Below are 12,706 nucleotides of genomic sequence, written 5' to 3' on the forward strand. Positions count from 1 at the left end.
CGTCTACCTCCCGCTACCGGAGCGCTTGGACGGGGCCCGCTTCGAGGAGGCCGACTTGGCGGACCGCTGCTTCGCCGTAGCCTTCTTCGCCGTCGCCTTCTTGGCAGCCGTCTTCTTGGCCGGGGCCTTCCGGGCGGGAGCGGACTTCTTCGTCTTCTCGGCGGGGGACTTCTTCGCGGGGGCTGCCTTCTTGGCAGCCGTCTTCTTGGCCGGGGCCGGCTTCTTCGCGGCGGTCTTCTCGGCCGGGGCCTTCTTCGCCGGGGCGGCGGACTTCTTCGCCGAGGCGGGCCTACGCGACGGAGCCCGCTTCGCGGGGGTGGGGGGCTTCTTTCCACGCCGGGGCGGCGGAGCAGGGGCCTCCTCCTCCGGTTCCTCGTCCTGGTCGTCCTGGTCGTCCTCGTCGTCTTCCTCTTCTTCGGGTTCTTCGTCCTCCTCGGGTTCCTCCTCGTCCGGCCCCTCCTCCCCGTACTCCTCGTCCTCGTACTCCTCGCCCTCACCCTCGTCCTCGTCCGCCGCGCCGAGACGCAGCGTGCGGTCGCCGATGGCGTCCGCCAGCGAGGCCATACCGCGGTTGGCGGCCGCTGTCACGGCCTGGCGCCCGGCGTCGAGGACCTCGCCCCTCAACTGCTCCTGCAACTCCGCGACCTGGGGCACCTGCCCGAGCCGGCGCGCCCCCTCGGCCGCCAGTTGGCGGGGTTCGAGCCCGAAGCGGCGTCCTGCCAGGTAGGTCGCTACGCTCAGGGCGAGCCGGCCCTTCTTCGTCCGGCCCAGCACATACCCGCCCACTACGGCGGCCGCCAGTGCCGCCTTGGCCTGGTCATCCATGTCTGTCACCTTCTGTGGTCGACGTCGCGGCGCATCTGAGCGGCGTGAAGCCGGTCGAGCAGCCTTTCCTCCTCGGCCTCGAACGTTTCGAGGTCGATGAGCCCTTCGTCCAGTTCGCGGTTGAGCCCGGCGAGCTGCGCACGGAGCACACCGGGGTCGTACAGCTCGCGCTCGGCGGTCTCCTGGAGCTTCTCCGCGACCCAGACCACCCCGCGCGCCGGAGCGAGGGGCAGGAGCAGGAGTCCGGAGACCAGTCCCATCGTCAGCCTCCGGCCATCGCGCCCGGCCGGCCCGGGGAGTCCGCGTCACCGACGAAGCTGTAACAGGGCAGGGGGCCCGCGAAGCGGAGCTCGACGCGGCTCCGGTGCGCCTCGGCCAGCCGCTCGGCCGCCGTACGGAATCGTTGGCTGCGGCCGCGCGGCACCAGGAAGGACGTGTTCAGCGCGCATCCCTGGACGTCGGGCCCCGGGGCGGTCGCACGGGCCAGCGGAGCGAGCTCGCGCAGCACCTCCCGTCCCGCCTCGGCCGCACGGCGCGTCAGGGCCGAGGCCACCGCTTCGCCCAGCCGGACGCTGGCCTCGTATCCGGGTCGGCGGCGCGCCTCGTCCCGCAGCCGCCGTACGACGGCGTCCTCGACCACCACCTCGGCCAGGGAGTCGGGCGCCGGCAGCGCCTTGACGTTGACCTCGACGTGCCCGTCCAACTGCTCCAGGATGGCGAGATGGCTCCTCCGAGCCCCGGCCAGCCGGGCGAGCAGGGTGTCCTCGTCCGGGGCCACCATCCCGAAACGCATCGGCAGCACGGGTCCGCCCTCCGCCAGGCCCATCAGGAGGTTCTGGTGGGCCAGCAGATCCCGCCGCCGGGCGCGCAGCCGCGCGGGGGCGTCGCTGACCACCGCGGCGATCCCCCCGATGGTCACGGTGCGCGGAACGCCGGGCGGGTCGCCCACCCCGCCCGCCCCGGCGGGCAGCGGGGTTCCACGGCGTACCACCGCGTAGACGTACAGTCCGGCGCCGGCCACGCTCACGCCTCCGCTCGGCGGCGCCGGCTCGCGCCGCTGCCGCTGCGGGCGGGGGCCCGGCGCTTCTTCGGACGCGGTTCCTCCTCCTCCACCTCGTCGGGTGCGTCGTCCTGCCCCACCGCTCTGCGTACGGTGTCGCCCACCGTCTCCGCGGCCTTGCGCACCTTGCGCTTGCCGATGGACTTCGCCACACCGCCGCTGAGCAGTTCGGGGACGGTCGTGCTGCCGGAGTCCCGCTCCAGATCCAGCCGGTTGCACGCCTCGGCGAAGCGGAGGTAGGTGTCCACGCTGGCCACGACGATACGGGCGTCGATCTTGATGATCTCGATGCCGACCAGGGAGATCCGGACGAACACGTCGATCACCATGCCCCGGTCCAGGATGAGTTCCAGCACGTCGTACAGGGTGCCGGCGCGAGGCGGACACGGAGCTATCTCGTCGGCGTAGGTCGTGGCCGTCATGGGGGTGGGTCCTTCCAGCTGATCGGACGGTCGGGGATCACTCGTCTGCGGAGCCGCGCCGGTAGCGACGGACCCGGCGGTACTCCTGGAGCTCTCCGGCTCCGTCCAGACGCACCTCGTAGGAGGCGAGCAGGCTCGTCGTGTCGGGGATCCGGGGCACCTCGAGAACGTCCACGACCACGCACCAGCCGTCGTCGTCCGAGCGCCGGACCGCGGAGACGCCTTCGGCGGGGTGGTCGATCAGCCCCTCCAGACTCCGGCAGGCGGCCCGAGCAGCGTGCTCGGGCCCCTTGGTGGACGCCGGCTTCTTCCGGGTCCTGGCCGGGCCGGTGGCCCGTGCCGAACGTTGGTCTGCCATAGCGCCCAGTCTCGTCACATTCGGGCACGCCGCATCTCGGGCGGGCCGATGGTGCGAGACATCTCCGCGTCGTGGGCGGGCCGCGGTTCTCGCCTGCGGGGGCCCGACGGGCCCGCCCGCCCGTACGGACCGTCGGCCGGTGACGCCCGGGGCGGCTTCGCCGGGCGTGGGGGCTGGGGGAGTGAAGACGGCGGGGGCGTTCACGGCGGTCGCCGTGCGAGAGGAGGGCGCCGACGGGCGCCCTCCTCATGCCTTCGCGACGTCGGTGAGATGCGCGAACACGACGACGTTGGCCGCGTAGCCGGCCTTCTTGTCGAAGCGTCCGCCGCAGGTGATCAGCCGCAGCTCCGGCCGCCCCCGCTCGCCGTAGACCTCCTTGTCGGGGAAGGAGGCCTTCTGGTACGTGCGGACCGCGTCGACGGTGAAGACCGCGGTACGCCGGTCGGCCCGGGTGACCCGGACGGTGTTGCCGGGGCGCAGCATGCTGATGTTGAGGAACACGGCGGGCCCGGTCAGGGTGTCCCGGTGCCCGACCGCCAGCGCGGTCCCCTTCTCGCCGGGCGTCGGCCCGTCGCGGTGCCAGCCGACCAGCTTCGGCTTGCTGATGGGAGGGGTTCCCGGGTGGCCGGCCGGGTCGAGGGGGAGCCCCACGACCGGCGCCTCCAGTGACAGGGCGGGGATCGACAGTTTCGTCGCCGGGGACCGGGGGAGCGGCGCCGGCGGCGGAGCGGATCGTGTCGGCTTCGCCGCCCGCTTCTCCGTCGCCCTGTTCCCGTCCGGGGATCCGGGGTGCGCCGCCGGGGAGGAGGACGAGCCCGTCTCCCGTCCCGGCGGCGCCTGCTGGGACACCTTTCCGTCGCCGGGGGCCGACGCGGTCGCGGCTCCGTGGTCGGGGGAGGCGCCGCACCCCTGGACCACGGTGGCCACGATCGAGAAGGTGACGCTCAGCGTGAGGGTGAGACGGGTGGCGCGGCTCGGTCCGCGCCGCCGTCGCCGACGACGGTGAACCGTGTTACGCGGCGCCATGCGTGCGGCGGCGGGCGGCGCGGCGGGCGAGGAAGAGACCGAGGACGCCTACGCCGCCCGCCGCCAGTGCCGAGGTGGTGCCGAGCGACATGCCGCCGTCCCCGGCGGTGCTGCTCTCGACGGTCGGAACACCGCCACCGCCCGCGGGAACGCCGCCGGTGGGACGGCAGTCGACGGTGAAGAGCTTCTCCTTGGGCGTGCCGCCCGGGAACGTCCAGGTCACCTTGTACTGGCCGTTGGGCAGCGAGTACTCCTGCGTGTTGCCGAGCCCCGCGGTCAGGGCGACGGCAGCGGTGAGCGTGGGACGGGTCGGGGTGGCCGGCTGCGGGGTGACGGTGACGTTGACCAGCGGCAGGGTCTCGAAGTTGACGGCCGCCAGGGTGAAGCGGCAGATCTTGACCTCGTCACGCGGGTCGCTGTTGGGCGTGCCCGGCTTGTGGATCTTGATCTCGCCGAGGTCGCCGGGGGCGGCGGCGGCGGTGGACGCGCCGGAGAGGGAGAGACCGGTGACCGCGACGGCGGTGACCGCGGCGGCGCCGAGGCGTCGGACGGAGGTGCGCGAGAGGGTGAACGACGACATGACGACTCCTGAGTGGTGAGATTGTCGTACTAATCGGGGTGCGGTTACAGAGATGCCATACGCGCCCCGTGACGAGACGTCACCGAGCCGACATAGGCGCACATTTGCCCCGAAAGGAGCACACCGGCCGGTCTCCGGGGTCCGGCGCCCCGTGGACGGAGTGCGCCCGCGCCTTCGGCGAAAGGCCCCGGACCTGCATAACGGCGCTGGTCGGGGTAGCCGCCGTTCATGGCAGACGAACAGCGCACCGAGCAGGGCTCCCCGTACGGAAAGGTCCCGGGGAGCCGCGAAGGAACGGGACGGGTGGGGGAGGGGGGCCAGGAGGAGCCGGTCGGGCCTGATGACCGGGTGGAGCGCGACGCGCCGGACGCGCCGACCGACCTGGACAGGGCGTCCTGGTGGGCGGTCCTCAAGCGGACGGCGAAGGAGACCCAGCGGGACGAGCTGACCGACCGGGCGGCGGGACTCACGTACTACGGAATCCTGTCGCTCTTCCCGGCCCTCCTCGTGCTGGTCTCCCTCCTCGGGATCGCGGGCGAGTCGACCACGCGGAAGGCGCTGGAGCACGTCGAGAAGCTGGCTCCGGGGGCCGCCAAGGACGTGATCAAGAGCGCGATCACCCAGCTGGAGGGGAGCGGCGGCACCGGCTCGGTGCTGGCGGTCGTCGGCCTGCTGGGGTCCCTGTGGGTCGCCTCCGGCTATGTGGCGGCCTTCATGCGGGCGGCGAACGCGGTCTACGACCTGCCGGAGGGCCGCCCGCTGTGGAAGGTGCTCCCGGTTCGCGTCGGGCTCACCCTGGTGCTCATGGTGCTGGCCGCCGTCTGCGCCCTGATGGTGGTGGTGAGCGGGGGGATCGCCCGTGAGCTCGGCTCCCTGCTGGGGATCGGGGACACCGCCCTGCTGGTCTGGTCGATCGCCAAGTGGCCCGCCCTGGTCGTCTTCGTGGCCGTCATGCTGGCACTCCTCTACTGGGCGGCGCCGAACGCCAAAGGGCGGGGCTTCGCCTTCGGCTCCCTGGGCAGCGTGCTGGCGCTGCTGATCTGGATGGCGGCCTCCGCCGGGTTCGCGTTCTACGTGGCCAACTTCGGCTCGTACAACAAGACCTACGGTGCGCTGGCCGGCGTCATCGTCTTCCTGATCTGGCTGTGGATCACCAACCTGGCGATCCTGCTGGGGCTGGAGTTCGACGCGGAGATGGCGCGCGAGCGCGCCATCCTGGGCGGTCTCCCTCCGTACGAGGAGCCCTACGTCGAACCCCGCGACACGCGTTCCTGGTCCGAGGAGGACCGCCGGGCCATGGGGGAGACGGGCCCCTCCAGCGACCTGCGGTCCGGCTGAACGGCGGGCCCCTCCAGCGCCCTGCGACCGGCTGAACGCCGGGCCCCGCCCCCGCGCGGCGGCCGGCTGTGCCTCCGCCCCCGCGCGGCGGCCGGCTGTGCCTCCGCCCCCGCGCGGGGGCCGGCTGCGCCGCCGGCCTCACTCGCGCAGGCGCGGTTTCCGCTCGGTTCCGGCCAGGGCGCGGTCGAGGCCGGCCACGCCGAGGCCGGCCAGGACGATCTGGAGGAGCCACTCGGTCCAGTCGACGCCCCGCGTGGCCGCCACCCCCGACAAGGACGCCAGCAGGGAGCCCAGGAGCGCGGCGGCGACGCCGACGACGAACGTCCACAGGACGCCGATGTGCTGACGGCCGGGCAGGACGAGGCGCCCCAGCAGGCCGATCGCCGCACCGATGAACACGGCGCTGACGATTCCGGAGATTTCCATGGCTGACCACTCCTTCGGGGACGGCGTGTCCGCCTCGCGTACCCCGCGCGGCGGCGAGAACCCCCGCCGCGCGCGGGGCTCGAACCCGTCCGCCGCCGGGGCGAAGGGAATCGGCGGCCGGATTCGGGCATCGCCGTCATCGATCGCTCTGTTCGCGCATATGTCCGGATCGCAGGGGCAGGCGGATGTCAGCCAAGGACGACGGAGACCGATCAGTGAGCGGTCATCCCCGGCGACAGGTGGAGGATGAGCACCGAGAAGAAGACCGATGAAGAGCACGACGGAAAGCGCGTCGACGTTCCTACCGCCATGCGACAGGCATCCGCGCAGCTCACGGAATTGCTCCAGTGCGAGCCCGGTTCTGTTTCCTCGGTGAAGGCCACCGAGAGCGGCTGGTCGGCGGACGTGGAGGTCGTCGAGCTGGAACGGGTGCCGGACACCATGAGCGTGATGGCCTCGTACCGGGTCGAACTCGACCCCCAGGGAACGCTTTTGTCCTACGAGCGGCTGCGCCGGTATGCCCGCGGCCAGATCGATCGTCGCTGACATTCCGTCGTCCAGCGTAAAGGAGACCGCCGAAAGGCGGCCTCGGGGAAGATCACCGAAAGGAGTTCCCCATGTCCCTCGTTCAACAGAGCAATGCGACGTCCGGTGGGAGCGGCTCGGGAAATCTCTACGACGTTCTTGAACTCATACTCGACCGCGGGCTCGTCATCGACGCGTTCGTCCGTGTCTCCCTGGTCGGTATCGAAATTCTCAAAATCGACGTCCGGGTGGTCGTCGCGAGCGTCGACACCTACCTGCGGTTCGCCGAAGCCTGCAACCGCCTGGACCTGGAATCCGGCCGCAAGGCGCCGAGCCAGCTCACCGACCTGGTCGGCGACATGACCGAGAGCGGCGCCAAGGGCAAGTCGAAGGGCGCGCTCTCCGGCGCCGTGGAGGCCTTCACCGACTCGTTGCAGAGCAAGAACGACGAGCCGGAGGAAGAGGAGCAGCCGCGCAAGCGCACGGCCCGTAAGACCACGTCCACCCGTCAGTCCCAGCGACGCGAGGAGTAGCGGTGCCCACGTACATCTATGCCATCACCGGAGCCGACCACCCCATGCCGTTGGAGGGCCTGCACGGCGTGGGCGACCCGCCCTCGGAGCTGCGTACCGTCCGCACCGGCCGACTGGCCGCCGTGGTCGGCGACGCGCCCCCCGGGCTCCGGGCCAAGCGGCGCGATGTGATGGCCCATCAGAACGTGCTGGAAGCGCTGATGGCGGGCGGCGCGACCCTGCCGATGAGGTTCGGCCTGGTGGGCCCCGGCGACGACGAGGTCACCGCCGCGCTGGAGCGGGAGGCCGACGCGTACGAGGAGCGGCTGGCGGAGCTGGACGGCCAGGTGGAGTACAACCTCAAGGCCGGCCGGGACGAGGAGGACCTCCTGCGGGAGATCATGACCGAGTCCGACGAGATCCGGCAGCTCAACGAGCGGACGCGGGCCCAGGGCAGCCACGACGACCGGATCGCCCTGGGAGAAATGGTGGCGCGCGAGGTGACCGCCCGCGGGCAGCGGGAGGCGGAGGACGTCGCGCAGCGGCTGGCGGCTACCGCCACCCGCAGCTCGCACGCGGAGCCGGCCCCGCAGCAGTTCCTCAACCTGTCCTTCCTGGTGCCCCGGGCGGAGACCGAGGCCTTCGTGGCGGCGGTCCAGAAGGAGTCCGACCGGCGCGGCGACGCCTACTCGTTCACCCTGACGGGCCCGCTGCCGCCGTACAGCTTCGTCTGACCGCCGCGGCCCGTCCGTCCCGTTCCGGGAAGCGGAGGTGAGACGTCCGCCATGGGCCTCATCAGCAGCATCCTGACCCTGCCCCTGGCCCCCGTACGGGGCACGGCCTGGGTTCTCGACCAGGTCGTCCAGGCGGCCGAGCAGGAGTACTACGACCCCGAGCCGGTACGCGCCCGGCTCGCGCAGCTGGAGCAGGACCTGAACAACGGCCTCATCGACGACCAGGAGTTCGACCGGCTCGAGGACGAACTGCTCGACCGGCTCGACGAGATCGAGGCGTACCGGAACAGCACGCGGCAGGGGCCGTGAACGTCAGACGCCATCACACGTGACAGGGGGAGATCAGAGGTGCATCGCACATGACCAAGAACGCCAAGATAGGCGCGGCTCTGGTGGGGGGATACCTGCTGGGGCGCACCAAGAAAGCCAAACTCGCCCTGGGGTTCGGGATGTTCCTCCTCGGCAAGAAGATGGACCTCGACCCGCGGCAGCTCGGCAGAATGCTGGCCGACTCGCCGGTCCTGGGCTCGCTCAACGACCAGGTGCGCAAGGAACTGGTGGACGCCACCAAGACCGCCGCCACCAAGGCCCTCACCCAGCGGGCCGGCAGCCTCGCGGACTCCCTGCAGCAGCGCACGCAGGCGCTGGGCTCCGGACCCGCCGCCGAGGAGGAGGAGCCTGTCGAGGACGACGAGGCCACCGAGGACGACGAGCCGAAGAAGGGCGACGGGGAGGACCGGGACGAGGACACCGCCGGGAGCGGGAAGCGCAAGCGCGCCCCCCGCAAGACCGCCTCCTCCGACTCCCCTTCCAGGAGCGGCTCCTCGTCCGGTACCGGCCGGTCGGGAAGCGGAAGCAAGTCGGCCGCCCCCGCCCGCAAGCGCGGCAGCGCCGCCCGCAAGACCGCGTCCTCCGGCGCCCGCAAGGCCCGGGGAGGCGACGATGCCTGAATCCGCGCTCAGCGGCCTCAAGGACGACGTGGTCAAGAACCCGGCCACCGACCGTCTCAAGGACGAGCTGCAGAACTATCTCCGGGCTCGCGCCGAACACGCCGTGACCCAGCTGGGCCACCGCCTCGGCGACTCGGTGTCCAAGCTCGCGGAGCCGGGGAGCGGGAGCGGCGCCCTGAAGAGCCTGGCCAAGGGCGGCCAGGCGCTCGGCGAGGGGAAGTCGCCGGGGCAGGCCGCCTTCAGCGCGGGCGCCTCCCACCTCAAGGACACCGTCAAGGACAAGGTCAAGGGCCTGTTCGGCAAGGGGCGCAAGTCCGGTGGGGGCAAGTCCAAGAGCGTCACCATCGTGGAGGACATCGACGTCGGCGTGCCGGTCCGCGAGGCGTACGACCAGTGGACCCAGTTCCAGGAGTTCAGCTCGTTCGCCAAGGGCGTCGTGAGCGTGGAGAAGGCGGACGACACCACCAGCAACTGGAAGGTGAAGGTCGCCAAGTCCACCCGCAGCTGGAAGGCGAACGTCACCGAGCAGGTGCCCGACGAACGGATCACCTGGACCACCGAGGGCGCCAAGGGCACCGTCAAGGGCGTGGTCACCTTCCACGCCCTCACCGACGACCTCACCCGTGTCCTGCTGGTCCTGGAGTACTTCCCCAAGGGGCTGTTCGAGAAGACCGGCAACATCTGGCGGGCCCAGGGCCGCCGGGCGCGGCTGGACCTCAAGCTCTACCGCAAGTTCATCATGATGCGCGGCGAGGCGACCGACAGCTGGCGGGGCGAGATCCGCGACGGAGAGGTCGTCGTCAGCCACGACGAGGCGATCGAGGAGGAGGAACGGGACGACGAGCCCACCGAATCCGAGGACGACGCCTCCGAGGACGCGTACGAGGAGGACGACCAGCCCCGCGACGAGGACGACGCGCCCGAGGACGAACACCTCGACGACATCGAGGACGACGACCTCGATGAGGACGAGCCGGTGGACTCCGACGACGAGGAGCCGCAGGACGAGGAGTTCGCCGACGAGGACGCCGAGGAGGCCGAGCCGGCGGAGGAGTTCGCCGACGAGGACGCCGAGGACTCTGAGGAAGCCGAGGATCTGGACGAGGCGGACGAGGCGGACACCGACGAGGACGCCGAACCGGCGGACGAGGAAGAGGCGGAGGAGGAGTCGCGACCGGCCCGTGGCTCCCGTCGCCGCGCGACCGCCGACCGGTGACCGTCCCCGCCCCCCGGCCCATCGGCGGCCGGCCCCGGGGCACAGGCCCCGGGGCCGGCCACCGGGCCCGTACCGATACCACCCCACCGACACCCCACGGAAAGGCGTGAGAGACCGTGTCCGATTCACTGGCCGGCCGGCTGCCGGCCTCGCCCCGGGGGGCCGCCCCGGCATACGGGCAACAGGGCTCGTCGGCCAACCTCGCCGACATCCTGGAAAGGGTGCTGGACAAGGGCATCGTCATCGCCGGCGACATCCAGATCAACCTGCTCGACATCGAACTGCTCACCATCAAGCTCCGTCTGCTCGTCGCCTCCGTCGACAAGGCCAAGGAAATGGGCATCGACTGGTGGGAGCACGACCCCTCGCTCTCCTCGCGGGCCCGCCCCGCGCGGGAGACCGAGGCGGGAAGCGCGCCCGGCGCCGAGATCGGCCCCCCGCCGGGGGCCGGGACCGGCTCGGGGAACGAGGCGCTGGCCGAGGAGAACGAGCGGCTGCGCGCCGAACTGGCCCGTCTGCGGTCGGCGGCCGGACTTCCGGGCTCCGCCGAGGCCCAGACGGCTCAGTCCGGACAGGAGGAGGAGCGATGAGCACCGCACCGAACCCGCCCGCCGGTGTTCCGGACGCCGGCGCCGGGGAGATGAGCTACGTCTACGCGGTCGGCCGTGAGGGCCCCGCCCTGGACGGGCTCACCACCCGGTTGCCCGGCGTGGACGGCCGCCCCCTGCGCCCCGTGGTCGGAGGAGGGCTGTGCGCGCTCGTCTCCCCCGTACCGGCGGACGCCTTCAGCGAGCAGGGGCTCACCGCGCAGATGGAGGACCTGGACCGGCTGGAAGCCGTCGCCCGCGCCCACCACGCCGTGGTGGACGCCGCGTTCGCGGAGACCTCCGTCCTGCCGATGCGGCTGGCGACGGTCTATCTGGACGACGCCCGGGTGGCCGACATGCTGGTGCGGCAACGCAGCGAGTTCCAGGAGCTGTTGGGGCGCCTGGAGGGCCATGTCGAGCTGGGGGTGAAGGTGTACGCCGATCCCCGTGCGGCCACCGCGACAGCGTCCGCCGAGCCGGCCGCCGCGACGCCCCCGAGCGCCGGCGCGGGCCGCGCCTATCTGCGGCGGCGCCAGGCCCAGCAGCGCGACAGCCAGGACGTCTATCAGGCCGCCTCCGACCTGGCCGCCCGTGCCGCGGGGCTGGCCGAGGGGGTGGCGTCCTCGCGGGCGGTGCACCGCCCGCAGCAGGGGCAGCTCGCCGCCCGCGCCGGGGTGAACGTGACCAACGAGGCCTACCTCGTCCCCCGGGAGCACGCGGCGCGGCTGCACCGCGAGCTGGCCGCGCTGGCCGGCGGCGCCCCCGGGGTGTCGATCGAGGTGACCGGGCCGTGGGCGCCCTACTCGTTCGCCACCGCCATGGTGGCGGAGGGCGCGGACGGCGGGGGCCCCCGATGAGCACCGACCTCGTCGGCGGCGTTCTCGGCGAGAGCGAACCCCGCAGCGGCCCGCCCGTCGCCCTCATCGATCTTCTGGACCGACTGCTGAACGGCGGGGCCGTGCTCACCGGTGACCTCGTCCTGTCCATCGCCGACGTGGACCTCGTCCACATCAATCTGCGAGCGGTGATCCGTTCGATCACCGGTGAGGAGCCGGGGCCGTGGTGAGCCCGCCCCCGGCGGCGTACGAGCGGGAGACCCCGGAGAGCGGGGAGGAGGCGGAGACGATGACCGAGGACGACCGCGCACGAGGCGCGCAGGGGACGCCCGCCGCGGCGGCCGAAGAGGTGGCACGCGCCGCGGCCCGCGCGTTCGGGCTCAGCCCCGCTCCGCCCGAGGACGGACGCGGCCCCTCCGCGACGGCCCAGCGGCTGCACACCGACCCGGACACCGTGGAGCGCGACCTCATCAAACTGGTGCTCACCATCGTCGAACTGCTCCGCCAGCTCATGGAGCGCACCGCGATCCACCGCGTCGAGCAGGGCGATCTGAGCGAGCTCCAGGAGGAGCGGATCGGCATGACCCTGATGATCTTGAACGAACGCATGACGGAGCTGTGCGACCGCTACGGCCTGACGATGGACGACCTCAACCTCGACCTCGGACCGCTCGGTTCGCTGCTTCCGCACAACGGCGCCTGAACGCGCCGGAATCCAGGTTTCATCACCACGCGCACGGCAAGGAGGAGCCCATGACTGACGACAACGACGCAAAGAACTCCACCGGGAGCAAGAGCCGGACCGCCACCGCCCGCAAGACGGCCGACTCGGCCGGCAAGGCGGCCGGCGCCACCGCCGGAAAGGCCGGCACGCAGACCCGGGACAAGAGCGACGAGGCGCTGTCCGCGGCCGAGAGCGCCAAGGGCACGGCGTCGGAGGGCGTGCGGGCGGCCGGGGAGACCACCCGGCGCGTCGGCCGCGCCGCCGCCTCCGGTATCCAGAGCGGTCAGCAGGCCGTGGCCGCCAACGCGGCCAAGGCCGCGAGCGCGGCCGGCACGGCCTGGACCGTCGTCAAGCACCGCAAGGCGGTCGCCGCCGGAGCCGCGGCCGGAGTGGCCGGGATCGCCGGAGCGGCGTTCGCCATCGGACGTTCGTCCGCCAAGCCTCCGATGGGCCCGCTGACCCGGCTGGCGCGCGGACGGATCTGAGCGCGGTACGGAACGAACGGAGAGCGCCGGGGCACGACGGGCCCGGACGTGGGGGGGGGGGGGGGGGGGAGACAACCGGCCCCCCCCCCCGGCCGGCCCCCG

Annotated in this window: 20 protein-coding genes; 12 read left to right on the forward strand and 8 right to left on the reverse strand. The window is 72.3% G+C overall.

The annotated features are described in order from the left end of the window. Positions 1–3: 3 nt before the first annotated feature. The 7 genes from ACH4K1_RS24340 to ACH4K1_RS24370 all read right to left on the reverse strand — a co-directional run bounded on the left by ACH4K1_RS24340 (position 4) and on the right by ACH4K1_RS24370 (position 4,271). Positions 4–825, reverse strand: a complete 822-nt coding sequence (locus ACH4K1_RS24340; RefSeq protein WP_398091473.1) for a histone protein — start codon at positions 823–825, stop codon at positions 4–6. Positions 826–830: 5 nt separating this feature from the next. Further along, the gene (locus ACH4K1_RS24345) at positions 831–1,085 is read right to left on the reverse strand and encodes a gas vesicle protein GvpG (RefSeq protein ID WP_398091474.1); all 255 of its coding nucleotides are present in this window, start codon (positions 1,083–1,085) and stop codon (positions 831–833) included. A 2-nt stretch (positions 1,086–1,087) separates the two neighbouring features. Next, on the reverse strand, positions 1,088–1,846 hold the full coding sequence (locus ACH4K1_RS24350; protein WP_398091475.1) for a GvpL/GvpF family gas vesicle protein: 759 nt from the start codon (positions 1,844–1,846) through the stop codon (positions 1,088–1,090). Between the two features lie 2 nt (positions 1,847–1,848). Continuing rightward, positions 1,849–2,307 carry a gas vesicle structural protein GvpA gene (locus ACH4K1_RS24355; protein WP_398091476.1) on the reverse strand — a complete coding sequence of 153 codons (459 nt, stop codon included), beginning with the start codon at positions 2,305–2,307 and terminating at the stop codon, positions 1,849–1,851. A 37-nt stretch (positions 2,308–2,344) separates the two neighbouring features. Beyond that, a complete protein-coding gene (locus tag ACH4K1_RS24360; RefSeq protein ID WP_073771420.1) occupies positions 2,345–2,665 on the reverse strand; it encodes a gas vesicle protein in 321 nt (106 codons plus the stop codon). A gap of 246 nt (positions 2,666–2,911) precedes the next feature. Further along, a complete protein-coding gene (locus tag ACH4K1_RS24365) occupies positions 2,912–3,691 on the reverse strand; it encodes a class F sortase (protein WP_398091477.1) in 780 nt (259 codons plus the stop codon). Continuing rightward, the gene (locus ACH4K1_RS24370) at positions 3,678–4,271 is read right to left on the reverse strand and encodes a hypothetical protein (protein ID WP_398091478.1); all 594 of its coding nucleotides are present in this window, start codon (positions 4,269–4,271) and stop codon (positions 3,678–3,680) included. The genes ACH4K1_RS24365 and ACH4K1_RS24370 overlap by 14 nt, the downstream gene beginning before the upstream one ends. Positions 4,272–4,499: 228 nt before the next feature. On the opposite strand from ACH4K1_RS24370, the gene ACH4K1_RS24375 reads away from it, so the two are divergent. Then, complete coding sequence (locus ACH4K1_RS24375) at positions 4,500–5,609, forward strand: YihY/virulence factor BrkB family protein (RefSeq protein WP_398091479.1); 1,110 nt, start codon at positions 4,500–4,502, stop codon at positions 5,607–5,609. Positions 5,610–5,747: 138 nt separating this feature from the next. Here ACH4K1_RS24375 and ACH4K1_RS24380 read toward each other — a convergent pair whose 3' ends face one another. Continuing rightward, the gene (locus ACH4K1_RS24380; protein WP_398091480.1) at positions 5,748–6,035 is read right to left on the reverse strand and encodes a GlsB/YeaQ/YmgE family stress response membrane protein; all 288 of its coding nucleotides are present in this window, start codon (positions 6,033–6,035) and stop codon (positions 5,748–5,750) included. A 246-nt stretch (positions 6,036–6,281) separates the two neighbouring features. On the opposite strand from ACH4K1_RS24380, the gene ACH4K1_RS24385 reads away from it, so the two are divergent. From ACH4K1_RS24385 to ACH4K1_RS24435, 11 genes are all read left to right on the forward strand, one after another. Beyond that, entirely contained in the window at positions 6,282–6,581 is a 300-nt protein-coding gene (locus ACH4K1_RS24385) for a gas vesicle protein (protein WP_073771424.1), read from the forward strand. Positions 6,582–6,652: 71 nt separating this feature from the next. After that, positions 6,653–7,093, forward strand: a complete 441-nt coding sequence (locus tag ACH4K1_RS24390; RefSeq protein WP_398091481.1) for a gas vesicle structural protein GvpA — start codon at positions 6,653–6,655, stop codon at positions 7,091–7,093. A 2-nt stretch (positions 7,094–7,095) separates the two neighbouring features. Further along, positions 7,096–7,806, forward strand: a complete 711-nt coding sequence (locus ACH4K1_RS24395; protein WP_398091482.1) for a GvpL/GvpF family gas vesicle protein — start codon at positions 7,096–7,098, stop codon at positions 7,804–7,806. A gap of 51 nt (positions 7,807–7,857) precedes the next feature. Then, on the forward strand, positions 7,858–8,115 hold the full coding sequence (locus ACH4K1_RS24400) for a gas vesicle protein GvpG (RefSeq protein ID WP_398091483.1): 258 nt from the start codon (positions 7,858–7,860) through the stop codon (positions 8,113–8,115). Between the two features lie 50 nt (positions 8,116–8,165). Further along, positions 8,166–8,756 (forward strand): hypothetical protein, encoded by a 591-nt coding sequence (locus ACH4K1_RS24405; protein ID WP_398091484.1) that lies wholly within the window; start codon positions 8,166–8,168, stop codon positions 8,754–8,756. Then, a complete protein-coding gene (locus ACH4K1_RS24410) occupies positions 8,749–9,972 on the forward strand; it encodes an SRPBCC family protein (protein WP_398091485.1) in 1,224 nt (407 codons plus the stop codon). The genes ACH4K1_RS24405 and ACH4K1_RS24410 overlap by 8 nt, the downstream gene beginning before the upstream one ends. A 116-nt stretch (positions 9,973–10,088) precedes the next feature. Beyond that, positions 10,089–10,562 carry a gas vesicle protein gene (locus ACH4K1_RS24415; RefSeq protein ID WP_398091486.1) on the forward strand — a complete coding sequence of 158 codons (474 nt, stop codon included), beginning with the start codon at positions 10,089–10,091 and terminating at the stop codon, positions 10,560–10,562. Continuing rightward, positions 10,559–11,416, forward strand: coding sequence for a GvpL/GvpF family gas vesicle protein (locus ACH4K1_RS24420; protein WP_398091487.1), 858 nt, complete (start codon positions 10,559–10,561; stop codon positions 11,414–11,416). The genes ACH4K1_RS24415 and ACH4K1_RS24420 overlap by 4 nt, the downstream gene beginning before the upstream one ends. Beyond that, a complete protein-coding gene (locus ACH4K1_RS24425) occupies positions 11,413–11,625 on the forward strand; it encodes a gas vesicle protein (RefSeq protein ID WP_030116819.1) in 213 nt (70 codons plus the stop codon). The genes ACH4K1_RS24420 and ACH4K1_RS24425 overlap by 4 nt, the downstream gene beginning before the upstream one ends. A gap of 59 nt (positions 11,626–11,684) precedes the next feature. Next, positions 11,685–12,098 carry a gas vesicle protein K gene (locus ACH4K1_RS24430; protein ID WP_398091548.1) on the forward strand — a complete coding sequence of 138 codons (414 nt, stop codon included), beginning with the start codon at positions 11,685–11,687 and terminating at the stop codon, positions 12,096–12,098. 50 nt (positions 12,099–12,148) lie between these two features. Then, entirely contained in the window at positions 12,149–12,604 is a 456-nt protein-coding gene (locus tag ACH4K1_RS24435) for a hypothetical protein (protein WP_398091488.1), read from the forward strand. Positions 12,605–12,706: the final 102 nt, after the last annotated feature.

This window comes from Streptomyces sp. NPDC017448 (assembly GCF_044330565.1).
In the GTDB taxonomy this organism is placed as follows: domain Bacteria; phylum Actinomycetota; class Actinomycetes; order Streptomycetales; family Streptomycetaceae; genus Streptomyces.